This window comes from Psychrobacter sp. H8-1 (assembly GCF_904846575.1).
Classification (GTDB): domain Bacteria; phylum Pseudomonadota; class Gammaproteobacteria; order Pseudomonadales; family Moraxellaceae; genus Psychrobacter; species Psychrobacter fulvigenes.
Map to the genome: position 1 here is coordinate 850,122 of NZ_CAJHBG010000001.1, position 23,648 is coordinate 873,769.

The window sequence follows — 23,648 nt, forward strand, 5'->3', positions numbered from 1 at the left end:
AGCGTGACTATTTCTAGTAGGTCGTCCAGTGCCTCGTCATCCGTGTCAGCAAATCCAGCATCTTCTTATGAAGACAACTCCATTACTGAAGGTCTGGTATTACCGCGCGCTGGTCACTGTTTCCACTGCGGCGATCCAGTACCACAGCCGCCGTTTCATACCGAGATCTTGGGCTTGCCGCGTGAGATGTGCTGTATGGGCTGTCAATTGGCATCGCAAAGTATTGTAGAGGCTGGTCTCGAGCAGTACTACCTTGACCGCTCTGAGATTAACCGAACAGCAAGCTTGCCAACGCAGCTCACTCGTCTCGAAGCTTATGATCATGACGAGATAAAGTCGCAGTTTGTCTATGCGCAGGATGGTATGTCGGTTGCAGAACTGTCTGTCAATAATTTGCGCTGTGCTGCTTGTACTTGGTTGATTGAATCGCGTTTAGATGAGCTAGAGGGTATTAGTAAATGTCAGGTGAACTTGACCAATCAGCGTATGCGCGTGATTTGGGATGAAGACAAACTGCCGATTAGCCGTATCTTAGGTATTATCAATGAAATTGGTTATGAGGCGAAACCCTATCGCCAAGATACTCATGAGGCCATGCTAGCGCGTCATACCAATCAAATGCTACTAAGGCTCGGTATCGCTGCATTGGGCTCGATGCAAGCGATGATGTATTCTGTGGCGATTTACCTTGGTAACTATAGCGACATGTTGGTCTTTCAGCGTGACTTTTTGCGCTGGGTCTCTTTATTCGTCAGTACGCCTGTATTCTTTTATGCGGGAATACCTTTCTTTACCTCAGCGTGGTCAGCGATTCGCGCCCGTCAGGTGAATATGGATGTGCCAGTCAGTATCGCTTTGATTGTGACCTTCTTTGCCAGTCTTTATGCCACCATTACGGGGCAAGGGGAGACGTACTACGATTCGGTCAGTATGTTTATTTTCTTCTTATTGGCAGGACGTTATATTGAGCATAATGCGCGTCTAAAAGCCGCCACCATGGCCAATGATTTGGTGGTGATTGAACCAGTCTTGGTACAAAAAATTGCTGAAGACAAAGACGCGGCTGAACGTATCTTGCAGCAGCTACAGCAAAACTCTGTTAAGAAAAATGCTGTTAAGCAAAATGAATCTGATCAGGTAAACCAAGATTCTATTAATCAAACTGCTAACAATACAGACGCTCAAAACCAATTAAACACGACGCCAGAATCCCTGCCAAACTTTATGCAGAGCATGGATGCCAATATTCACAAAATAACCACCCGTATTGCACAAGACTGGCAACAGAAAAGTAGTCAATCAGCCTCTCTTTCAAAATCAGAGCAGCCTGTAGAAGAAAAACACATGGTGACGGCTCATAGCTTGCAAGTCGGCGACATTATTATGGTGGATGCTGGATCTGAAATTATCAGTGACGGTATTTTGCTTAGTCCAACCGCGACTGTCTCACAAAGCTTGCTGACGGGCGAGGGTGACTTGATTATCAAAGCTCAAGGCGACTATATCGTTGGCGGTGCGCAAAACGACAGTCAGCCGTTTGAGATGCTGGTCACAGCCTTGCCAGAAGACAGCCAAATAGGCTTGATTGATAGACTCATGAACCGTGCCATGAGTGAAAAGCCAAAGCTCGCCCAGCAAGCGGATAAGCTGGCACGTTGGTTTGTCGCGCGGGTTTTGGTACTGTCGGTCTTGGTATTTATCGGTTGGTATATCGTCGATCCAAGCCAAGCGATTTGGGCAACGGTAGCGGTGCTAGTGGCCACTTGTCCTTGTGCGCTGTCACTGGCCACGCCGATTGCTTTGACCGTCTCCACCAACCGTTTGGCCAGCTATGGCTTTTTGACTACTCGTGGACATACCCTGCAAACACTGGCTGAGATTACGCATGTGGCTTTTGATAAAACGGGTACTCTGACTTATGGTAAGCCCAACTTATTAAATATTGAGCTAACAGACTTTGCTCGTCAAAATAACACTGAAGACTTAGCTTTGGCTGCAAAAAAAGATCAGCTATTAGCGATTGCGGCGGCGCTAGAAGTAGGCAGTCGCCACCCTATCGCTCATGCGCTGCTCACCGCTGCTTATCAGCTACACCTACCACCTACGCAAGCGTTGCGTCATTATCCTGCAGGTGGGGTAGAAGCGATGATTGAGGGTGTGCTATACCGGATTGGTCATGCGGATTTTGCTTTAGATAGAGCGAACAGCGGCTTTAATGAGGATAACGATTTAACCATTGATTTGGTTGCCGAGCGAGCCAGCTCAGCAGTGGTGTTATCTTGCCAACAGAGTCAGTCAGAATCATGGCAAGCACTGGCTTGTTTTTACTTTAACGATAGGGTGCGTGATAGCGCCAAATCGATGCTTGATGCGCTCAAAGGCATGGGCATTGAGCCTATTATGTTGACAGGCGATCCAAGTCCGCAAGCACTGGTGATGGCTGAGAGCTTGGGCATGCAGGCTGCTTATAATGGTTTGTCACCGACAGATAAGGTCAATCATATTCAAAAACTGCAGGCTGAAGGCGGGATAGTGCTGATGGTTGGTGATGGCATCAATGATGCACCCGTACTAGCCGCAGCGGATGTCTCGACTTCGATTGCTGGGGCAGCCGATTTGGCGCAGGTTTCTAGTGACAGCATCATATTAAATGGACAAATCGAAGCCATTACTGCCGCCAAGCGTATCGCTGACAAAACCGAACGTATCATTAAGCAAAACTTTCGCTGGGCACTCGCTTATAACGGTAGCGTATTAATACCAGCAGCGCTAGGCTATGTACCGCCTTGGCTTGCCGCTATCGGGATGTCGTTAAGCTCATTGTTAGTCGTATTAAACGCCTTACGTCTAAAACGTGCCTAGTATAAATAAGCACTTCGTTGCATCCATGATTAGTTACATCCATAAAAAAACCGCCTTTAGCAAAAGGCGGTTTTTGTGTTTAAGCAAAGCTTTTATGAGACAGTTTAACGAATTAGTCTTGTAGATAGCTGAGCAGACGCATGAATTCAATGTACATCCAAACCAGCGTTGCAAGAATACCAATACTAAATAACCATTCGTAATCTTCAGAAACGCCCATCGCAACTCCGCGATCAATGTTATCGAAGTCTAATAAAAGGGTGAAAGAGGCGATAACGATGACAAACAAGCTAAAGCCAATGGCAATAGCGCCACCTTCGAATAGGAAGGGTAAGCTTGAACCAAAAGCTAAAGAAAGCACCCACTGCGCAACGTAAACGAGCATAATGGCAATAATAGCAGACGTCACAATTGAGCGGAATTTTTCAGTCACTTTTACAAGGCCAGAACGGTAGAGTCCTAGCATGACTGCTGCTGTCACGAAGGTTGCACACATAGCAGTGACTGGCACGCTTGGGTACATTCTCATAAAAAACAGCGAGATACCGCCTAAAAATATGCCTTCTAGTAACGCGTAAGGTACTGCAAAGGTCTTGGCTTTTTGTGGTTTAAAGGTAATAAAAACTGCTAAACCAAAGGCAGCAAACATACTACCAAAGGCCGCCATCGTAATGAAACCCTGCGATAGACCTGCCATAAGCGCATAAAAGAAAAAGCCCACACCAGTGATCGCAGATAATCCAAGCAATAGACTGGTCTTTTGAATCACGCCCTTGACCGTCATTGGATTCCCGCCGATCGCAAGCTCTGCGCGACTGACAATAGGATTGGCCATATATATGTCCTTAATAAAATATAAATAATTTAGATGTCAGCTACTTTAGCAAAACAGCCATTATTGTCAACTGTGTTTACGTGACAGCCATCAAGGCTTCACGAGATTATTGAGTCGCATATTGACAGGTAGATAAAGGGCTGCTGCGTCGCCAGACAAACACGTCTAAAGATGACGTATGATAGCTGATATATGGGGTCAATTACGACAGTTAACAACGATAATTGATAAACATGCTAGTCTAAGCGCTCATTTATCGCTATCATTGCGCTGTACTTTAAAGTTATGTCGAGTCGTTTTATGGAAAACTCAGCGCAGTCAGAAAGATTGCCACATCTACATCAATCAGAGCTTTTTCACGCTATCAAAAACCCTGCTTTTCGCCGTATTGGTCTGATGGGGCGTGCAGGAAAACGCAGTGTCACCCAAAGTCTTGTGCAAATTGCCCAAACCATCAATGAGATGAAACTGACGCTGATTATGGATGTGCAGACGGCCAACTTGCCTACTTTAGACCTGACTGAAATTGAATCAGTTAAGATCGTCAAACGTAGTTTGATTGGCGAAATTTGCGACTTAGTCATTGTGGTAGGCGGTGATGGCTCCATACTCCATGCTGCAGAAGCGCTTGCCCGTTACCGAGTGCCTGTATTGGGAGTTAACCGTGGTCGTCTGGGGTTTTTGGCTGATGTAAAGCCTGATGAGGCCGCTTTTAAATTACGCCAAGTATTGATGGGTGATTATCAGCTGGATCATAGATTTTTATTAACGATGGAGATACGTGAGGGCCGAGAGATTATTCATCAGGATATGGCGCTCAATGACGTGGTATTGCATGCAGGTAAGTCTGTGCATATGATTGATTTTCAAATGAAAATTGATGGACAGGATGTTTATCGCCAGCATAGTGATGGTTTGATTGCAGCGACACCCACAGGATCAACCGCTTATGCGCTCTCTGGTGGCGGGCCTATTATCCATCCGAGCATGGATGCCATCTGTTTAGTACCCATGCATCCGCATACGTTGTCTAGCAGACCGATTGTGGTCAGTGGAAACAGTGAGGTCTGTATTAGGATTCACGAAGACAATCGTACCCAACCTATGGTCAGTGCTGATGGCAAAGCAAGTATGCCCTTGGAGCAGGATCAGCGTCTGTATATCCGCAAACATCCAGACAAGCTAACCTTGCTGCATCCTCCAGGGTTTGACTTTTATGAAGCGTGCCGCACTAAGTTGCACTGGAATGTGCATGCCGAAGAGTTTAGCCTTGATGACGATGATGATAGTATTGATGATGAGTAAACATATCTGTTATATAAATGATATTAGCTAAAAACAGCGGTGGAGAGTAGATAACATGGACAAACAAACAATATTGGCAAGCTTAACCCCAGAAGTGGTCGAGAAGTTTCGTGTCGCCATTGAGTTAGGTAAATGGCCTGATGGTGGACGACTAACGGTCGAACAACGTGAGACTTGTATGCAGGCAGTCATGGTGTGGGAGCACGAGCACTTACCGCCTGCTGAGCGTACAGGTTATATTCATAAACCTGTCAAAGAGGATGGCTCTATCGTGGGTGCTGAGTGTGATGTGGAGCACGAACATCACTATCCAAATATGCCCAATCCTAAAGGCGCAATCCAGCCAATCAAGTTTATTGATAAATAAAGATGTTTATAAGCCATACAAGTTAACATAAGAAAAGCCACGCTATATAGCGTGGCTTTTTATTACGGTCGTTGTTACTGCAGTCTTGATCAGGTTGCCTATGTATCAACTATAGCGCAGTAGTATCTACACTTGGACGCTCTGTAAGAGGGTTGTTTTCCATCAAGAACCCTTGCCAGCCCCAATGCAAAAAGTTGCGAATATTGGCATGATCTGTACCTTTCGGTGTTGCCTGTACCTTGGCGTAATGCTCACCGAATAGCTTCAGGGTATCTAATTGGTCTAGACCATGCAGCTTTGCAAAGCCAAAAATCTTGGCACTGCCCTCGTTTTCGCCAGCTTGGTTATGTACCATGCCATTGACAAAGGGTACGGGTGTGTAGCGATAGAAATCATCAATAAAGCTGATGACATCATTGAATCCAATGGCTTTTTTGTTCAAACCATTAAGTAGAGCCGATATGTCTGATTGGCGGATACTCATAAGTAAGTGACCTCAAAGCAAGTTAAATTAACGATTAAAATAATCTTCGTCATCAAATGAAGGCGCAAAATTGCCTTGCTCAAGATGTTGCATTTGCGACTGTACAGAGCGCTCATGCTGGATACGTTGATAGATCTCTTCGCGGTGTACAGCAATATCTTTTGGTGCGTTAACGCCTATACGCACCTGATTGCCTTTGACGCCTAGGACAGTCACACTGACCTCATCGCCGATCATTAATGTCTCGCCCACGCGGCGTGTCAAAATTAGCATGCGTCACACTCCTTATGTCGCATTAAGAAAATATTACTCATTACATTACATCTCAATTGCAAATCATCGCTATATCATTGCACATGTATCTTATCAATAATAATTCCAAAATGATACATTTTGTCTCATATTATAGATAAAGTGCGATGGGATAAGCGACGATGATAGGTAGGTTCATTTAGCCCAAATGAGCGTCCATTATAGGCGCCATAACAGATACTGTCACGGCTTTTAACAAAACTGGTGGGTAAACATCACTCTTAACCAATATAAAAGTGAAAAAAAACAGAGTCATAAATGACCCTGTTTTATCAGCTAATATCAAGAGTCTTGAAGACTCAGATTGCTTAGTTAGAGCGCTTTATTGCCCTGAAACCTTGCTATCACCTTCTTCACGATCCAGACCAAAGGCCGTATGTAAGGACTTAACGGCTTTTTCTAGGTGCTGATCTTGAATCAAAACAGAGATTTTTATTTCACTGGTTGAGATCATTTGGATGTTGATATTGTTTTCAGCAAGAGTTTGGAACATCAGGCTTGCAACACCTGCATGTGAGCGCATGCCAACACCGACCAAAGAAACTTTGACGACTTCGCTATTGCCCAATATTTCTTTGGCACCAATCTCGTCTTTGACTTCGTCATTCAGCACTTTCATGGCTTTGTCTAGGTCTGTACGATTGACAGTAAAAGTGAAGTCAGTCGTACCGCCAGTCGATAAGTTTTGTACGATCATGTCGATTTCGATATTCGCGCGGCCAATCGGAGTCAGGATTGCAGAGGCAATACCGGGATGATCAGGTACACCGCGTACTACAATTTTTGCTTCGTCGCGGTTAAAGGCGATACCTGAGATGATTGCCTGTTCCATACTGTCTCCTTCGTCTATCGTAATTAGGGTGCCGACATTGTTCTGAAAATCCTCGTCGAAGCTGCCATCAGTGTTTTCATCAAAGCTAGAGAGTACGCGTAATGGTACACCGTACTTGCCAGCAAACTCGACTGAACGAATTTGTAAGATTTTAGAGCCAAGACTGGCCATTTCCAGCATTTCTTCAAAGGTTATTTTTTCAAGCTTTTTGGCTTTTGAGGTGACACGTGGGTCGGTGGTATAGACCCCGTCGACATCGGTATAAATTTGACATTCATCAGCACCTAGCGCCGCTGCAATGGCCACGCCTGTGGTATCAGATCCACCGCGACCCAATGTGGTGGCGTTACCGTGCTCATCAATACCCTGAAAGCCTGCAACGATGACGACATTGCCAGCATCTAATTGCTCGCGAATATTTTCGTCATCAATACTTTCGATACGGGCTTTATTGTGTGAGCTATCAGTTTTAATCGCGACTTGACGGCCAGTAAATGAGCGCGCACCAACGCCTAGCTCTTTAATTGCCATTGCCAGTAGAGAAATAGACACTTGCTCGCCAGTAGAGACCATTTGATCATATTCACGAGGATCAGGGTCGTTACTAATTTGGCGTGCTAGATCAATCAGACGGTTGGTTTCGCCGCTCATGGCAGAGACCACGACGACGACTTGATGGCCGTTATCATGCCAACGCTTGACACGTTTCGCGACGTTTTTGATACGGTCAATACTGCCCATTGAGGTACCGCCGTATTTCTGTACTATTAACGCCATAAGTTTTACCTATTATTCATCGATGGCTGTTGGTTAATATCAATCTCTAATGAACGGCGTTTCGATACCTAAAGCTGAGTAACCTTACTTACCCGATAATAAAGTGTCTCTATTAATAAAATACCTTTGGATAAAGATTGTAGGTCTGATGGCTGAGGCCAAGCACCGTTGTTGATTAAATTAACACCCTTGAAGCCGAATTATAAAAACTGCATCATTTTATAGTGGATTGACTATATATTGACGGACTTGTTGTCTGACAGTGGTACTTTATACCATAATCACGCGCTGAAATTAAGTCATAGCTGCGTTTTGATGTATGGCGATTGGTTATGAGCTATATAACCAATCGTATGTTTCTTGTTCAATAAAGCATGACTGCGCTTAGACAAGTGCTGGTTAGCCAAGCTGAGATTCAAGCCAATTGGGTAAGCTGCTGATAATAGCAGCACTATTATCGGGCTTGGGCGCACCGCCTTGTGCATAGTCAGGCTTACCGCCACCTTTACCACCTAACTCACCTGCTAAGTGACGAACGATATCACCCGCTTTAATGCGATTGGTGACCGACTTGGCCACACTGGCTGCCAATGCCAGTTGTCCGTCTTTATCACCGATCAAGACAATGACGCTATCAGGAAGCTTGGATTTGATATCATCCATCAGCGTGCGAATCGACTTGCCATCTACGCCTGATAAGGTGCTAATCAATACAGGTACATCAGCAATATTTTGCACATCATCAAGTAGGTTCGCTGCTTGCGCGCTGGCCATCTTTTGCTCTAAACGTTCTAGCTGCTTTTCAAGCTCACGTTGCTTGTCTGCCATGGTCTGAACACGCTGGGCAATCTCAGGACGTTTGACTTTTAGTCGACCTGCCAACTCGCTTAACTGTTGATCACCTTGCTGTAGATATTTGACAGCGTTCATGCCAGTGACGGCTTCAATACGACGCACGCCAGCGGCGATACCTGACTCACTGGTGATTTTAAGGATACCAATATCGCCAGTACGCTCTACATGCAGACCACCACATAGCTCGATAGAGAAGGGTTGGCGCTGACCATCAACCACTTTGTCTGTACCCATGGTCAGTACCCGTACATCATTACCGTATTTTTCACCAAATAGCGCAATGGCACCTTTATCCATGGCTTCATCAATAGACATGTGCTCGATGCAAGCTGGCGCGTTGGCTTGAATTTGCTCGTTTACCAAGCGCTCAATCTGCATCAGCTCAGCGCTGCTGACTGGCTTATCGTAGGAGAAGTCAAAGCGCAATACCTCACTTGAGACCAATGAGCCTTTTTGCGTGACTTCGCCACCGAGCACTTGGCGTAGAGCAGCATGTAATAAATGAGTCGCAGAGTGGTTTTTAGCGCTAGCGATACGAATATCCGAGAGTACTTGCGCTTCAGCGCTTTGCTTAGCGCTAATCTCACCCATGGTAACGACACCATGATGAATGATGGCTTGGCCAGATTTTTTGGTGTCTTGTACTTCAAAGACGCCCGTAGCGGTACGGATTTCACCAAGCTCACCGACTTGACCACCGCCTTCAGCATAAAATGGCGTGCGATCAAGAACGACGACGCCTTCCATGCCTTCATTCAAGGCTTCAGTAGATTCGCCGTTTTGATAAAGAGCGAGCAGAGTGACATTGTCTTCTGTTAATTGCTCATAACCAATGAATTCAGTCGGGCTATCGACTTGAATGACGCTACTATAATCGACATCAAACTTGCCGGCATCACGTGCACGCTCGCGCTGTGCCTGCATGTGCTCGTCAAACTCGTCTTCATCAATAGTAATGCCGCGCTCACGAGTGATATCAGCGGTCAAATCCAGCGGGAAGCCGTAAGTATCATAAAGCTTAAATGCTGCCGCACCAGAGAGGACGTCACCATCTTGCAAGCCTTCAAGCTCGCTGGCAAGTAGACGTAGGCCTTGCGCCAATGTTTTGGCAAACTGCGCTTCTTCTTTTTGAATCGCATTTTCAATTTGGCTTTGTTTGTCTTTTAGCTCTGGATACGCGTCACCCATTTCAGCGACAAGTGGCGCAACCATTTGATAGAAAAACTCGCTTTCTGCACCAAGCTTATTGCCATGACGTACCGCGCGGCGAATAATGCGGCGCAGGACATAGCCGCGACCTTCATTACTTGGTAGCACACCATCAGCAATCAAAAACGCGACTGCACGAATGTGATCAGCAATGACGTTCAGAGAGGCTTGCTGCTCATTAGCGATGCCTAAGATATCTGCTGCCGCATCCATCAAGCTGACAAACAAGTCGATTTGATAGTTGCTGTGGACACCTTGCATGATGGCACTGATGCGCTCAAGCCCCATGCCCGTATCGACACTTGGCGCAGGTAAAGGCAACATAGTGCCGTCTTTTTGGCGATTGAACTGCATAAATACACAGTTCCAAATCTCGATAAAGCGGTCGCCGTCTTCTTCAGGTGTGCCTGGGAGGCCACCTTCGATGTCAGGACCATGATCATAGAAGACTTCGGTACAAGGGCCACAAGGACCCGTATCGCCCATCGTCCAAAAGTTATCAGAAGCGTAAGGCGCGCCTTTATTGTCACCAATACGAATGATGCGCTCTGCAGGCACGCCGATATCTGTATGCCAAATATCAAAGGCTTCGTCATCGGTTTCGTAAATGGTGACATATAAACGGTCTTTGTCGATTGCCAACCATTCATCAGAAGTCAAAAACTCCCAAATATAAGCGATACCAGCTTGCTTGAAGTAATCGCCAAAGGAGAAGTTGCCAAGCATCTCAAAGAAAGTATGATGACGGGCAGTATAGCCAACATTATCTAAGTCATTGTGTTTGCCACCTGCACGGACGCATTTTTGCGAGGTCACCGCGCGCGTATAGTCACGAGGCTCCATTCCCAAAAACGTCTCTTTAAACTGATTCATCCCCGCATTGGTAAATAGCAATGTCGGGTCGTTATGTGGAATCAGGCTCGATGAGGGGACTGCGGTGTGCTGCTTGCTTATAAAATAATCTATAAAGGCTTGACGAATATCGGCTGAGCGAAATGGCTGGCTCACAGCGGCTCCTTACTGACGGATAATATTAAGTAGAATAAGTAAAGTAATTTTGCAAGCGATTTTAGCACAAACGCCAAGGGTGTTGATATAGGATACTAAGTATGGTCAGTTTTAGCTTGGTATTTGTGCTGGCTGGTTGCGGCTTCGAACCCATGCCAAAATAATCGCTACAATCATGATTAGACCAACGATGCCTAGCATTGGATACACTGTACCAATGAGCTTACTGAAACCAAGCTGACTTAAGCCAAGCCCAACGACAGCAAAAAAGGCGCTAAGCCATTTAAAACCCTTCGTTCCTGGCGTAGCAAAGCGTGTGCTAAAGGCAAAAAACATGCCTACTGCAGTGCTGTATATCATACAAATGAGCGTCACTGACATGATCACCGCTAACACTGGTGAAATATTTGAGGCCAATCCTAAAGTAGGCATTTCAACGCCTATGAGGGTATCGATGTTGGCAAAAAGGCCAATGTTGAGTAAGAAGATTAATAAACCCAAGCCAAGACCGCCCATCGCGCCGCCGCTCGCCGCTGTTTTTTGTGAGCGCGTCATACCCCCAATCACGGCCAACATAGGAAAGCCAACTGCAATGTTAAATGAAGCATAAAGCACCGCACCAAAAAACCAGCTCGATACTGGCCAGTCCGAGCTGATAGTGGGTATTTCCTTTGCTACCTCATTTAGCGTGTCATTGGCGACGTTGCTGGTAAAAATTGAGTAAGTGGTGATGGCCAATATTAATAATAGCAGTATAGGCATGATGATACTGATTAGTCTGATAATGCCCCTTACGTTTAAACAAAGTGTGGCAATCACTAGTATCGTCATAAAAACACCGCCAACCAGCGGTGGCCAAGCGTACTGCTGAGCAAAAATTGAGCCACTACCAGCGAGCATAACCACGCCAACGCCAAACAAAAAGAATGACAAAACCACGTCCATAACAAATCCAGCACGTGTGCCAAATAGGGTATACAGTACTTTTTTGTGTGAATTGGCCTGCATGCTTGAGCTCATGCGTGCAATTTGCATTCCCAAAAAAGCAAAAAGTGCCGCACTGACCAGCGTACCAATAACACCCGCCATACCGTAACCAGTAAAAAACTGAAGCACTTCCTGACCAGAGGCAAAACCTCCGCCAACCACTACCGACATATAGGCCGCTGCTATTTGCCAAGATTGTTTGTTCACTATTATGTACTCCTATCCCTGAAGCTGTAGGTTCGTTAGGCTAACGTGCCTGAGTTATTGCAGTAGCGCAAAATATAGAATATATAAACATCGGCTGAGTAGGCGATAGTACCTCTGCCGCCGAATTGCTTATCAGCCCATGACTTGCGATGAGGGCTGAGAGCCTGTTTAGCTCGAAGCACATTGTACTTGGCAGGGCCTTGAATTCAAGTCTGATTTACATATTGGGATAAACTACTAAATATAAGAGGTCTCGAGCGTTGCCATGACCACATCACGAATGGATATCCAGTACTTCATTGCAAGAGGGTTGGGCGTCAGGGGGTCAGATCATGGCGGCAAGGCTTTATACATAAAAAGCCTGAGTTTTTGCAGGTTGTTGAGAAGGTAGACTAGGGTCTATTAGTTTAAGAGCTAATTAGTCAAAATTGCGGCATCGGTTTTATCAAGCTTATCAGCAGTCAATGGATCGGCCTCAATCACTTGTACAGGAAAATAGCGTAATTGCAGTTTAATAGGCGTGTCGGTAGCAAAGCTATCCGCCATATCTTTAGAGATAATGGCCTCAATTTGGCGCACATCATAGGAGCTTGGCGTCGTCTCACCCTGAATGACGGCGCGAATGGTTAAGTGCTCAGAGGTATTATCAAACTGAGTATTGGTCAGCACATTGCCTTTATCGATAAAGTAGTTGTTAATCGCTGTTTTGATACTATTCTCAAAAGTTTGTTGATTGGCATTTTTATTCAGGTTGTATGATAAATAGATACCTAGCCCAACCAGTAGCAGTAAAGTGACAGCATTACGGCGCAAAAAGGTCAAATAATTGCTCGACTTATAATCGTCATCGACTAAGCGCCGAAAGCCTAAAACCCATAGTACTAAGGCATTGGTAAATTGAATCGCGATGATGTTGGTGATAGCGAGTAGCAATGCCCCAAGCCCGAGCTGGGTCTCACCATTGGCAAATAAAATACCACTGGCCGCTAATGGCGGTACCAACGCCGTCGCAACTGCCACGCAGACCACAGCGACTGATAAATGCGGAGAGACCATAGCGTATGCACCCGCCGTGCCGCCTGCGAGTGCAATCATCAAATCCATCGACGTCGGCTGAGTACGTGATAGGATCTCTGCGGTTAGCGGTTGTTCCTTATGCAGCCAACCTACCAAAAATCCAACCAAGACTACCAAAGATACGCCAGCTATCACGGTGAATAGCGATTTGCGTAGTAGAGGCGCACGGTGATCAATAATCGCCAAAGCTATGCCAGTAATAGGGCCTAGCATCATGGCGACGAGCATCGCGCCAATCACTACTGCTGCAGAATTGGTCACCAATCCATAACTGGCAATAATGGCAGAGAGGATATTCATCACAAAGTACATTTTGCTCGGTAAGGCATTGGCCTCGATTTTGACCCGTACCTCAGGATAATCTACTTTTTGATGACTAAACTGTTCAGCGACGAACTGCTTATAAGATTCGAGTTTGGCTTCTTTCTGTTTTTCGACAGCCTCTTGTTTTTCTTCATCATCCAGATATTCTTCATTTTCGCCATCTTCAGAAGTGAGGCTTTGTTTCTTCGCGTGCTCTTTTTCATTAAAGCTATGTTGGTTTGACTCACTTTGATTGACTTCATCACCGACACTATTTGTTTTATCAAGACTGTCTGTGTTGTTGTCACTCTGTCCTTTATTGACGCTATCGTTCTCTGTATGGGTTGCTTGATTATCCTTAGAGTTGTTTTGTTGGGTCGCTGTTACTTCGGAGGAGGTTGATGCGCTGTGGTTTTGTTGCTCTGCTTTTATGTTCTCATGAACCAAGTCTTCAACATCTGGGGTTTCTACGGTAGCAATAACCACATCAGGGCTAGGCGAGGTGATGGTGACTTCAGATTCAGGATGCTGTGCGCACTCAGTTTCTGCTTTTTGATCTTCTTTCACTGTACTTTCTTCATCTGTCTCTTCCTCACTATCTTTATTTTTCTCAGCACTTTTCGCAGTCAAATTATTGATAGGATCAGTTAAAGGCTCTTGCGCTGTTTGGGTATCAGGCTCGGTAGTCGCTTCATTATTATTAGTATGGTCTGCATTATCTAGTGGATGTTGTTTAGATAAAGAGTCAGGTGAGTGGTTATTAGATGAAGTCATGGCGACAGAGCTTTAGCAGATGAGTAAGAACCACCATTGTAATGGTAAATCAGTAAAAGCCTAGCAGATTTTATGACTCAAAAATATTAAAAAAGAAGAGCGATATAGAAAAAGGTATTAACGTGCGCAATCAAGATCGCAGATAACTGAACAGTACTAGGGAATGATATTAGGAAACAATACTAGAAAATGATTTATGTAGGGAGAGGGGTGCTGACTGTTATAAATACTCAATGGCTTTAGATAAGATATTCTGTAAACGAGCATAAAATAGCCGATAGATAACTCCCTAATTATAGCATGGGTTTATCTGTAAGTCTCCTACTATTGTTGGCTTACCAGTCTACGGTTAAGGCTTACTTTTTGTAAGGAGTTAGTGTATAAATATAGGTATACCCACAAAAAATATAAGGAATAAACCATGAACTGGCCGTTATTTTCAATGATCTACTCTATGGCAGCAACCGTTATCGTCGGCGTGCTCATGATTGCCGCTCTAGTGACAGGGTTTAATGAGATTCCTCATATTCAAATCGCTGTGGCTGTTGGCCTATTGGTTTCTATTCCAGCTGGCTTATTCTTTACTAAAAAAATCGGAAGCATCACAGGCGAAGAAGGTAAAAACGGACATCGAGCCTAGTTAATGAGCACTTTCATACTGTAGAGTTACAACTCACAAAAGAATAGCGACTAACAAATTTTAAAACAGCCCATTAGAGGCTGTTTTTTTATACCAATTGAAGACGAGTCCTAATTTGACCTCATATTTGTAGAGCTTGGTCAAGCTGGTGGCACAGACGTAAAGCGCTAAATGCTGCTAAACTCGAAGTCCTGGGATTTTCAGCTAAGGGTAGGCCTGTGATGCTGACTTCAAGCTTACCAAACGTCCCTTCAGCCATTATACGATGGATGTTGTGTTCAAGCGCTGGATCGACAACCAATTCCACTTGGGTATCATCAAGTCCAACCCCTGCAAGAGCGATGGTTGCTGCTACATTTGAGTTTTCAGGGAATAAAGTCGCAGCGTCTCTGGCACTGCCTGTAAAAAACACCGTTGCTTTGTCTAAAGCGTCGTAATCAATAAGCTCGTCAGCATGACTGCCTTGCCAACCAGACGGGCTTTTTCTGCCTTGATATATCACTTTATCGAGTCCCGCTAAGCTTGCAGCATTGATGCCATCAATACCTGCCACTGCTCCTGCTAAGATATGAATTTTTACCCCGTGCGCCTTAGCGGCATCATGTAGCGCTATCGCTAATTTTTCATCGGTAAAAGCACCTACTGAGACAATCCCAAGTGGTATGCCTTTTTCTAAAATTTTTAGACCGTGTTCTTTAACTCCCTCTTGTCCTGCCATTTCAATAGCGATATCAGGCACCTCTACCAAATCATCTACCGAGGTAATCACATTGACAGCATCGCCTATCTCCGCTTTTAGTCTGCTTGCGCTTCTAGCGCTGGCCAATACAGTCGACAATATGACATTTTTAGGTAGCATCTCGTGCACCTTTCTTGCCATCGATCCGTAACCTATAAACATCACTGTTTCCATAATTAACTCCTAGTTATTCAATCTACTATAAAAGAGTGACAGTGTCTCGCTGAAGGTGCCATATAGCCATCTGCATTCTGTTACCTCTTTTACATTGAATTGACCATACTTTATAACTAAACTAACAGTCAAAAAACAAAAAGACCTTACGAAAAGGTCTTTTTATTATATCTAACTTCTAAGCTGTCGTTGCATACTGATTATTTGAGCTCGACTGTCGCGCCATTTTCGATATTGGCATAGACTTCTAACACGTCCCAGTTGGTCAAGCGTACACAGCCTGCTGATGCTTGACGGCTGATGCCTTCAGGCTTTGGCGAGCCATGAATACCATAAGAAGGTTTAGATAGTCCCATCCACACCACGCCTACTGGGTTATTCGGGCCTGGTGGTAGCATATGCACCTTTTTTTGAGCGCCGTCACCGACAGTCGCTTTATACCAAGGCATCTTCACTCTATTGATGATTTTAAACGTGCCTTGAGGTGAAGGAGTGGCATCACTACCGACAGTGGTCGGATAGGTGGCGACCAATTGATTGCCATTATAAGCATACAGAGTTTTGTCTGCTTTGTTTGCCACCACACGGTTGATTCGCTTGTTAAGCGGTGCGCGGTTGTTGACCACAGTGATGGTTTCGCCTGCTTGATAGTTTTTGTTTTTGTTGAGCTTATCTAAGTAGCGTATATCCATATGAAAGCGCTCGGCAAGCATCTCTTTGATGTCTTGGTAATACAAGCCTTTCATCTTTGACTTGGCTTCTGAGCCAGCAGGAGTGGTCGCAAACTTGGTATTGATATCATCTTCAGTGAGCGTATATGTCACGAGCACAGGTTTGTTGGCAGGAATGTTTTTAATCAAGGCATCCCATGTTTTTTGATCCATCTTACCCGTTGCTGGCAAGCCTTTCATAGTTTGGAAATTGGTTAAGGCTTTTCTGCTATTCATGCCCCAACCGCCATCAATTGGACCAGGAGACGCATGGTTCCAATCAAGCAAAGCCTGCATCTTAATCGTCATCGCTGAGTTGACTTTCATATTCGGCGACCAAATGGCGCCGTTTACTTGTTTGGCATAGTTGGATAGGTTCAGCGTGGTATATCTTTTGCCATCTTTGTCTTCGATACTTTTGATGGCAGTGTCATCGCTGGCGCCTTGTAGTTGCTGATCGGCAGGCAGCTCAAAAGACAACGGATCAGTTGAGTCGATAGAAGTGGCATCACTAGGGGCGGCAAAAGCTTGACCTTCAGTAATGTCGTCAGTGCTATCAGATTGCTCGTCTTTGCGAGTCAGCTCTTGTGCACTCATATTGTCAGCTGCTACTACTGGCGCTTCTACTTGACTGGCTTTTTTCTTTGAGTCAATCAGCTGGCTCATGCGGTCAGTAGACTTAGGTGCTACCTTGCTACTGTCAATAGTTGAGCTGCCAGTTGTTGAGCTGCTACGGTTTTCTTGCACATCAAGGCTAACTTTTTTGGCGATACTAGGCAGTGAGTCAGCAGTACGTACTGGTAGGGTGCGAGAGCTGTCGGTCGTTGCAGCAAATGCGCTAATGCCAATACTGGCGCTGATAACAGCGATAGACATAGCGGTAATAAGTGGCTTTATTTTCATCATGTTTGATCACAGTTAGTTGTTACAGTGAGGCTATTATGCTCATAATTCAGACGCTACGCAAACTTTTGACACATCTTTTTGCATTGATGAAATGCTAAGCGTCAAATGCTGACGTATTGACTACAATCAGGCAATGTTCAATCAATAGTTTGACTGTCAAATTGCGTAAATGCTTGTTATAGCAGGTTTTTAGCAAGATGTTGAAAAGGCAGGCCAGAGGCATCTTAAAGGTTTGTCAGTACATTCTTTTGAACTAATACTTATAGTCGTTGGCGCTGTATCGGCTTTGCGTCTATAATGCGAGAACAATATTTTATTTAACCAACCAGCATGTAACCAACATGTAACTAGCAAGGTGCGATATGCCAGAACACCAGACTATGAGTGCAGAAGAGTTTCAAAACCAATATCTCAATGATCAAGAAACTCTAGACTTGGAAGATGATTCAGGAAGCGAGACAGAGTTTGCTACTGATCACAGCGACTATGCAAACCTGCATAGCGAGCTTGAAGAAGCACGTGAACAGCTATTTAGCATTCGTGACTTTATTCGTTTTGCAGTGACACAGCTACGCAATTACGACGTCGTCGTCGCGCAAGGGACCAATGATGAGTTTGCTGAAGCAGCTGCGATTGTCTTGCATTCTTTGTCTTTGGACTGGGCAGCGAACGAGCAGATACTTGACTGCCGCTTGACGGCTTCAGAGAAACAAGCAGTATTAAGCTTGTTAGAAGAGCGTATCGCCGAGCGCAAGCCGCTCAGCTATCTCATTAATTTGGCTTATTTCTGTGATTTGCCTTTTTATGTGGATGAGCGCGTTTTAATTCCACGCTCGCCAGTAGCCGAGTTGATTCGCCAACAGTTTTATCCGTACTTTGATATCAATGAGCTTGCCAAGCCTCTTGGTATGACCGCCAATGAGCAACCTGCTAAGTTTTATGAGCACGGGCTTGAGGTGAAACAATTGTCACAGCCAGAGCGCATTTTAGATTTATGTACCGGCTCTGGTTGTATTGCGATCGCGCTTGCCACACGTTTTGTGGATGCGCTAGTGGATGCTGTCGATATTGATAAAGGCGCGCTTGAAGTGGCTATGGTTAACGTCGATCATCATGATCTTGGTCATCAAGTCAATGTGATTGAATCTGACTTATTCGCGAAAATTCCTGCCGAAAATCAGTACGAGCTCATCGTAACCAATCCGCCGTATGTCGATGCGGCTATCATGGCAGACTTGCCACCTGAGTTTTTGTATGAGCCTGAGCACGCACTAGCCGCAGGTCAAGATGGGCTGGATTTGGTGCATCGTATTTTATTTGAGGCGCCAGACTATCTTAGCCCCGAGGGTTTGCTGGTGTGTGAAGTGGGAGATAGTGAGTGGGCGCTCAGTCAAGCGTATCCAGACATCCAGTTTGATTGGCTAAAATTCGCGCTTGGCGGTCATGGTGTGTTTGCCATTACTTATGATGAGCTGATGGAATATCGTGAGCTGTTTGCGCACTATGTACAGCTACTGGATAATGCTCAGTAGTATAGTGGTTACTCAAGATCTCAATGAAGTGCTTCTGAATAGAATTTATTGGTTTAAGGATAGATATGGCAGGCAATAGTATTGGGCAGGTTTTCACTGTCACCACTTGCGGTGAATCGCACGGTGCAGGTCTCATGGCAATCGTCGATGGCGTACCACCAGGTTTAGCATTATCCGCAGACGACTTGCAGGTAGATTTGGACCGTCGTAAACCGGGTACCTCTAAGTACTCAACTCAGCGCCGCGAGTCTGACGAAGTCGAGATTATCTCTGGCGTGTTTGAAGGCAAAACTACTGGTACGTCTATTGGTCTGCTGATTCGTAATACCAATCAAAAATCAAAAGACTATAGCGAGATTAAAGACACTTTTCGCCCAGGTCATGCTGACTATACTTATAGTATGAAGTATGGTTTTCGTGACTATCGCGGCGGCGGGCGCTCATCTGCACGTGAGACGGCGATGCGAGTCGCAGCGGGTGCTATCGCTAAGAAGTATCTGCAAGATCGCTTGGGTGTACAAATCCGTGGTCATGTCACCCAAATTGGTAATGAATATAGTAACGTCATAGACCCTAGCCAAATTGACTGGGATTTTGTGAATAGTAATCCGTTCTTCACTGCTGATAAAGAGGCGGTCGGTCGCTTTGAGACGCTGATAGATAATTTACGCCGAGAAGGGACTAGCTGTGGTGCGAAGCTAGAAGTTATCGCCAGTAGCGTACCGGTCGGACTTGGTGAACCAGTATTCGATCGCTTAGACGCTGATATTGCTCATGCGATGATGAGCATCAATGCGGTCAAAGGCGTAGAAATTGGTGATGGTATGGCGGTGGCTGGGCAGTTTGGTCATAGCTCTCGTGATGAGCTGACGCCAGATGGCTTCACTGCCAATCATGCTGGCGGTATCTTGGGCGGCATCTCGTCAGGACAAGATATCAGTGTCAGTATCGCGCTTAAGCCAACGTCTAGTATTACTACCCCTGGCAAGAGTATCAATACTCAAGGCGAGGCGGTCGATATGCTTACCAAGGGTCGTCATGATCCTTGTGTTGGGGTACGTGCAACGCCCATTGCAGAAGCCATGCTAGCGATTGTATTGCTCGATCATTATCTGCGTCATCGTGGTCAAAACGGGGATGTTAAGCAACCGGTAGAATCGATTACTTAGAGTCGCCTCAAAGTATATTGTAAAGCGATTAGCCCTATATCGTTTCTAATGAAATATGATTAGAAACTATATAGGGCTTTTTTATGAATGTTTAAAAGGGTAATTACCCAGTTAATGGTTGAGTTCTAGTTGGCAAATTAATAGCAGTCTTAAGCTGCCAATTGATAATCATCAATAGCCACACACTGCTGATGACGAAAAACCAATAATAACCGTTGACTGGGAATGGCCAACCAATGGCCAAATTCAATACTGTCGATGCCTTGGTTTGATAAAGTCTGTGCGCAATGATGGCGGTTCTGGCCTAGCAAGCTTTTAATAACAATATGTTGCATAGAATTTCTCTCTTAAGTTTTATTTACGAATTTGAATAACGCTATCGTAAAACAAGAAGATAGAAAATATATGTAGGAATGATGGAAAGTTAATGAACTGTCATCAATAATTTGGCTTTTAATAATTGAAAAAGAGACCATCCCAGATTCTGTGTAACTGCCATTTAGATTAAATGCTTACTGATACGGTCATCAAACATAATCATAAAACGATTCAGAGCAGACGTCCAGTTACGGATTGGCATCGACCACTTTTTAGACGCCTGCTGGGTGGCTAAGTACACCACTTTGAATGCTGCCTGATCAGATGGGAACACCTTACGCTTATTCACTGCCGTCCGAATCACACTGTTTAGCGACTCTATCGCATTGGTGGTATAAATCACTTTTCTGATGTCTTTAGGGTAGCCAAAGAACACCGTTAGGCCCTCCCAGTTATTGCGCCAAGACTTAACCACGTGCGGGTAATCCTTACCCCAAGTCTCATCAAAGTGCTCAAGATTGGCCTCTGCTATCTCAAGCGTATCCGCACCGTAGATGGCTTTTAAATCAGCCGCTACGGCCTTTTTATCCGTCCACGGTACGAACTTCATTGAGTAACGCACCATGTGTACGATACACAGCTGAACCTGTGCCTTTGGATAGACGGTGTTAATGGCATCAGGGAAGCCCTTTAAGCCGTCGACACAGGCAATGAGGATATCTTGTACCCCGCGGTTTTGTAGCTCAGTGAGTACGCCCAGCCAGAACTTAGCGCCTTCATTCTCTGAGAGCCACATGCCAAGCAGCTCTTTTTTACCGTTAAGAGCAACACCTAGGGCTAAGTAAATGGCTTTGTTGATGATCTGCTTGTCTTGACGTACTTTGACGACGATGCAGTCTAAATAGACGATAGGATAAACACTGCTCAGTGGCCGGTTCTGCCAAGCGGTGATGTCGTCTAAGATATTATCGGTGACTCTTGAAACTAAGCTACTGGAGATATCGACATCGTAGAGCTCTTTAATGCTCTCTACGATCTCAGTGGTGGTTTGACCCTTGGCGTAAAGGAAGATGATCTTGTCATCAAGGCCACTAATACGGGTTTGATGCTTACTAACGAGTACAGGCTCAAAGCTGCTATCACGGTCTCTTGGGGTAGAGATTTCAAGCTCGCCTGTGTCACTGCGGACGGTCTTTTTAGTGTGCCCGTTACGCTTATTAGGTTTATCCGCCTTTTCATGCTTGGGATAGCCGAGATGGTCTTCCATCTCAGCTTCAAGGGCAGTGTCGATAAAGGATTGCATGAGCTGCTTTTGGAAGTCTTTGATGTCATCAAAGCTGTTCATGCTACCAGCCATTTGCTCGGCCAGTTTTTTAATGTCAGATTGAGTAGTCATTGCTTATTCTCCTGTTAGGGGATTATAAGCAGTTACACAGTTTTTAGGAAAGGCTCTTGAAAAAGACTTATTGAAAAGAGCAATTATTTATTTTGCGCAACCTTTTTAATCTTTAGCCAAGGGTAGGGTAATGCTTACCATCACGCCAGAACGCTGACTTATGTTAGTATCAACACCATTATTAGTATTATTACTGCTAACATTAACATTACGAATAGTCACATGACCTCCGTGATGTTCAATCACTTGTTTAACTAAGGTTAGACCAAGTCCAGTGCCTTTTTTTAGAGCACCACTAGACATAGAGGTATGCTCTTTTTGAGTTTGATGCGATAGGCTAAAATAACGGTCAAAAGCTTTATCAACCGCATAATCAGGTAATAATTTGCCATCATTGAAGATATCAATGGTTACCGTCTGCGCTATGTTATGCACATGAATGTTGACAGTGCTGTCGGCAAAATGAATGGCATTATCTAACACGTTTTGTAGCACTTGTACCAACCAAAACTGATCAGCGAAAACACTGGTATTTGCTAATATATTTGGTGATAAAGCAGTTGTTTCCGTAAAACGTTTGTCATTAATATAGATTTCAATAGGCGAGAGCTGTTGCTGTTTCAGCTTCGCAGCATTGTCTTTTGTTAAGCTTTGAAGTAACGGCAATAAAGGTGTTAGCTGTCGATTCAGCTTAAAGCTCGGTTGCTCAATTTTGGCAAGTAATAGCAGCCGATCAATCAGTTGCTGCATTTTGATGCTTTGTTCACCAATGGCTTGGATGAGCATTTGCCGATCTTCATAATCCAGTCCGTCATCTTCTAATAGCTCACTGCTGGCACGAATGGCCGTCAAAGGGCTTTTGAGCTCATGGGTTAGGGTATGGACATAGTCCGTGACGTACGCTCGATTTTCTAAGCGATGTTTCATGGTCTCAATCGTATCTGTCAAGCTGTTGAGCTCATGGCCTAAGTAAAAATAAGGCTTTTTGGTGTCCTCAGCCAGCGCACTTGTATATTGGGTAACTAGGGTGATGCTCTGCTTCAGCCACCATGCGACCAGTCCTGCTAAGATAAGGGCGACGATACTAATGAGCAACGCCGTGATAAGCATGCGATTGCGCGTATTGTCCAGATAAGGCAACACGCTATCGACAGGCTTACCGACACTCACCACCCCGATAAGATTGCCTACCTCATTTTTGATAGGCTGTGCCACATACATGATTGAGCCATTGCGTTTGCTGTTTGCATCGGCAGTACTTCTAGCCCCATATTGACCACGAAGGGTTAGATAAACGTCATTCCAGCGGCTATAATCTTCACCTTCAGCATTGTTAGGCGTTAGCAATGAGTCGTAAATAACCTTGCCATTACTGTCTGTCACATAGATGCGAAAGCTGCTGCGGGTCTTTTTCAGATGAATGGGCTCTTTGATGCTATCGATGGATCTTGAGCTGGTGATATTATCAGATGATTTGGTTATGGTGGGCGTACCGATAAAGGCGCTGTCGAGCTGCTGTTGAAAGTCGTCTTCAAATAGCTCGCCTGACTGTAATGGTACTTGCAGGCTGGCTGCTAGTATTTGACTGGTATCAAGCAAGGTGTCTTCAATGACTTGCTGCGCGGTGGGCTTGACGTAACCGAACAGCTGAGTAAATACAAGTACACCGCAAATAATAATTACCAAAGCGACGGCTAACCAAATCCTAAAAAAAATGCTTAAATTTAGTAATCGTTTAGGCTCAGAGGTTTGCTGTGCTGTGCCAATCGGATGCAGTTTTGCATACCAATTGCTGTGATCAGTATGGGCGCTTTTATTGGCATGGCTATTAACGTTTTCTTTAGCTTTAGAATTCATATACTTGAAGGTG

17 protein-coding genes and 1 pseudogene are annotated in these 23,648 nt (G+C 44.9%); 6 read left to right on the forward strand and 12 right to left on the reverse strand.

What is annotated here, in order from left to right; genetic code table 11:
• Nucleotides 1-9 precede the first annotated feature (9 nt).
• Nucleotides 10-2,862, forward strand: coding sequence for a heavy metal translocating P-type ATPase (locus JMY01_RS03625; protein WP_201577162.1), 2,853 nt, complete (start codon nt 10-12; stop codon nt 2,860-2,862).
• Nucleotides 2,863-2,974: 112 nt separating this feature from the next.
• Here the strand turns inward: JMY01_RS03625 and JMY01_RS03630 are convergent, their stop codons facing one another.
• On the reverse strand, nt 2,975-3,697 hold the full coding sequence (locus tag JMY01_RS03630) for a Bax inhibitor-1/YccA family protein (protein WP_201574264.1): 723 nt from the start codon (nt 3,695-3,697) through the stop codon (nt 2,975-2,977).
• Between the two features lie 300 nt (nt 3,698-3,997).
• On the opposite strand from JMY01_RS03630, the gene JMY01_RS03635 reads away from it, so the two are divergent.
• Both JMY01_RS03635 and JMY01_RS03640 read left to right on the forward strand, forming a co-directional pair.
• Nucleotides 3,998-5,002, forward strand: coding sequence for an NAD(+) kinase (locus tag JMY01_RS03635; RefSeq protein ID WP_227677647.1), 1,005 nt, complete (start codon nt 3,998-4,000; stop codon nt 5,000-5,002).
• Between the two features lie 55 nt (nt 5,003-5,057).
• Nucleotides 5,058-5,369, forward strand: coding sequence for a YeaC family protein (locus JMY01_RS03640; RefSeq protein WP_201574266.1), 312 nt, complete (start codon nt 5,058-5,060; stop codon nt 5,367-5,369).
• Between the two features lie 109 nt (nt 5,370-5,478).
• On the opposite strand, the gene JMY01_RS03645 is transcribed toward JMY01_RS03640, so the two are convergent.
• The 6 genes and pseudogenes from JMY01_RS03645 to JMY01_RS03670 all read right to left on the reverse strand — a co-directional run bounded on the left by JMY01_RS03645 (nt 5,479) and on the right by JMY01_RS03670 (nt 14,194).
• The gene (locus JMY01_RS03645) at nt 5,479-5,853 is read right to left on the reverse strand and encodes a HopJ type III effector protein (RefSeq protein WP_227677648.1); all 375 of its coding nucleotides are present in this window, start codon (nt 5,851-5,853) and stop codon (nt 5,479-5,481) included.
• A 105-nt stretch (nt 5,854-5,958) separates the two neighbouring features.
• A pseudogene (csrA, locus tag JMY01_RS03650) lies at nt 5,959-6,126 on the reverse strand (carbon storage regulator CsrA); the annotation flags it as partial.
• Between the two features lie 361 nt (nt 6,127-6,487).
• On the reverse strand, nt 6,488-7,774 hold the full coding sequence (locus tag JMY01_RS03655) for an aspartate kinase (protein WP_201574267.1): 1,287 nt from the start codon (nt 7,772-7,774) through the stop codon (nt 6,488-6,490).
• A gap of 399 nt (nt 7,775-8,173) precedes the next feature.
• Nucleotides 8,174-10,846 carry an alanine--tRNA ligase gene (gene alaS, locus JMY01_RS03660; RefSeq protein ID WP_201574268.1) on the reverse strand — a complete coding sequence of 891 codons (2,673 nt, stop codon included), beginning with the start codon at nt 10,844-10,846 and terminating at the stop codon, nt 8,174-8,176.
• Between the two features lie 111 nt (nt 10,847-10,957).
• On the reverse strand, nt 10,958-12,040 hold the full coding sequence (locus JMY01_RS03665; protein ID WP_201574269.1) for a hypothetical protein: 1,083 nt from the start codon (nt 12,038-12,040) through the stop codon (nt 10,958-10,960).
• A gap of 414 nt (nt 12,041-12,454) precedes the next feature.
• Nucleotides 12,455-14,194 carry a TIGR00341 family protein gene (locus JMY01_RS03670; protein WP_201574270.1) on the reverse strand — a complete coding sequence of 580 codons (1,740 nt, stop codon included), beginning with the start codon at nt 14,192-14,194 and terminating at the stop codon, nt 12,455-12,457.
• Between the two features lie 421 nt (nt 14,195-14,615).
• On the opposite strand from JMY01_RS03670, the gene JMY01_RS03675 reads away from it, so the two are divergent.
• The gene (locus JMY01_RS03675) at nt 14,616-14,834 is read left to right on the forward strand and encodes a hypothetical protein (protein ID WP_201574271.1); all 219 of its coding nucleotides are present in this window, start codon (nt 14,616-14,618) and stop codon (nt 14,832-14,834) included.
• A 121-nt stretch (nt 14,835-14,955) separates the two neighbouring features.
• Here JMY01_RS03675 and JMY01_RS03680 read toward each other — a convergent pair whose 3' ends face one another.
• Both JMY01_RS03680 and JMY01_RS03685 read right to left on the reverse strand, forming a co-directional pair.
• Complete coding sequence (locus tag JMY01_RS03680) at nt 14,956-15,747, reverse strand: aspartate dehydrogenase (protein WP_201574272.1); 792 nt, start codon at nt 15,745-15,747, stop codon at nt 14,956-14,958.
• 200 nt (nt 15,748-15,947) lie between these two features.
• Nucleotides 15,948-17,363: a L,D-transpeptidase family protein gene (locus tag JMY01_RS03685; protein ID WP_201574273.1), complete on the reverse strand. Its 1,416-nt coding sequence runs from the start codon at nt 17,361-17,363 to the stop codon at nt 15,948-15,950.
• Between the two features lie 362 nt (nt 17,364-17,725).
• Here JMY01_RS03685 and prmB point away from each other — a divergent pair, with 362 nt between their 5' ends.
• Together prmB and aroC are read left to right on the forward strand one after the other, a co-directional pair.
• Complete coding sequence (gene prmB / locus JMY01_RS03690; RefSeq protein WP_201574274.1) at nt 17,726-18,895, forward strand: 50S ribosomal protein L3 N(5)-glutamine methyltransferase; 1,170 nt, start codon at nt 17,726-17,728, stop codon at nt 18,893-18,895.
• Between the two features lie 65 nt (nt 18,896-18,960).
• Nucleotides 18,961-20,064 carry a chorismate synthase gene (aroC, locus tag JMY01_RS03695; protein WP_201574275.1) on the forward strand — a complete coding sequence of 368 codons (1,104 nt, stop codon included), beginning with the start codon at nt 18,961-18,963 and terminating at the stop codon, nt 20,062-20,064.
• A 149-nt stretch (nt 20,065-20,213) separates the two neighbouring features.
• On the opposite strand, the gene JMY01_RS03700 is transcribed toward aroC, so the two are convergent.
• The 3 genes from JMY01_RS03700 to creC form a co-directional block, all read right to left on the reverse strand.
• Entirely contained in the window at nt 20,214-20,399 is a 186-nt protein-coding gene (locus JMY01_RS03700; RefSeq protein WP_201574276.1) for a hypothetical protein, read from the reverse strand.
• A 164-nt stretch (nt 20,400-20,563) separates the two neighbouring features.
• Nucleotides 20,564-21,778, reverse strand: coding sequence for an IS256 family transposase (locus JMY01_RS03705; RefSeq protein WP_201574248.1), 1,215 nt, complete (start codon nt 21,776-21,778; stop codon nt 20,564-20,566).
• 105 nt (nt 21,779-21,883) lie between these two features.
• Nucleotides 21,884-23,635 carry a two-component system sensor histidine kinase CreC gene (creC, locus tag JMY01_RS03710; protein WP_201574277.1) on the reverse strand — a complete coding sequence of 584 codons (1,752 nt, stop codon included), beginning with the start codon at nt 23,633-23,635 and terminating at the stop codon, nt 21,884-21,886.
• Nucleotides 23,636-23,648 lie beyond the last annotated feature (13 nt).

Coding starts and splice junctions, on each gene's coding strand:
- JMY01_RS03630 (WP_201574264.1), bottom strand. CDS start 3,697: ATGGCCAATCCTATTGTCAGTCGCGCAGAGCTTGCGATCGGCGGGAAT.
- JMY01_RS03635 (WP_227677647.1), top strand. CDS start 3,998: ATGGAAAACTCAGCGCAGTCAGAAAGATTGCCACATCTACATCAATCA.
- JMY01_RS03640 (WP_201574266.1), top strand. CDS start 5,058: ATGGACAAACAAACAATATTGGCAAGCTTAACCCCAGAAGTGGTCGAG.
- JMY01_RS03645 (WP_227677648.1), bottom strand. CDS start 5,853: ATGAGTATCCGCCAATCAGACATATCGGCTCTACTTAATGGTTTGAAC.
- JMY01_RS03655 (WP_201574267.1), bottom strand. CDS start 7,774: ATGGCGTTAATAGTACAGAAATACGGCGGTACCTCAATGGGCAGTATT.
- JMY01_RS03670 (WP_201574270.1), bottom strand. CDS start 14,194: ATGACTTCATCTAATAACCACTCACCTGACTCTTTATCTAAACAACAT.
- JMY01_RS03675 (WP_201574271.1), top strand. CDS start 14,616: ATGAACTGGCCGTTATTTTCAATGATCTACTCTATGGCAGCAACCGTT.
- JMY01_RS03680 (WP_201574272.1), bottom strand. CDS start 15,747: ATGGAAACAGTGATGTTTATAGGTTACGGATCGATGGCAAGAAAGGTG.
- JMY01_RS03685 (WP_201574273.1), bottom strand. CDS start 17,363: ATGATGAAAATAAAGCCACTTATTACCGCTATGTCTATCGCTGTTATC.
- prmB (WP_201574274.1), top strand. CDS start 17,726: ATGCCAGAACACCAGACTATGAGTGCAGAAGAGTTTCAAAACCAATAT.
- aroC (WP_201574275.1), top strand. CDS start 18,961: ATGGCAGGCAATAGTATTGGGCAGGTTTTCACTGTCACCACTTGCGGT.
- JMY01_RS03700 (WP_201574276.1), bottom strand. CDS start 20,399: ATGCAACATATTGTTATTAAAAGCTTGCTAGGCCAGAACCGCCATCAT.
- JMY01_RS03705 (WP_201574248.1), bottom strand. CDS start 21,778: ATGACTACTCAATCTGACATTAAAAAACTGGCCGAGCAAATGGCTGGT.
- creC (WP_201574277.1), bottom strand. CDS start 23,635: ATGAATTCTAAAGCTAAAGAAAACGTTAATAGCCATGCCAATAAAAGC.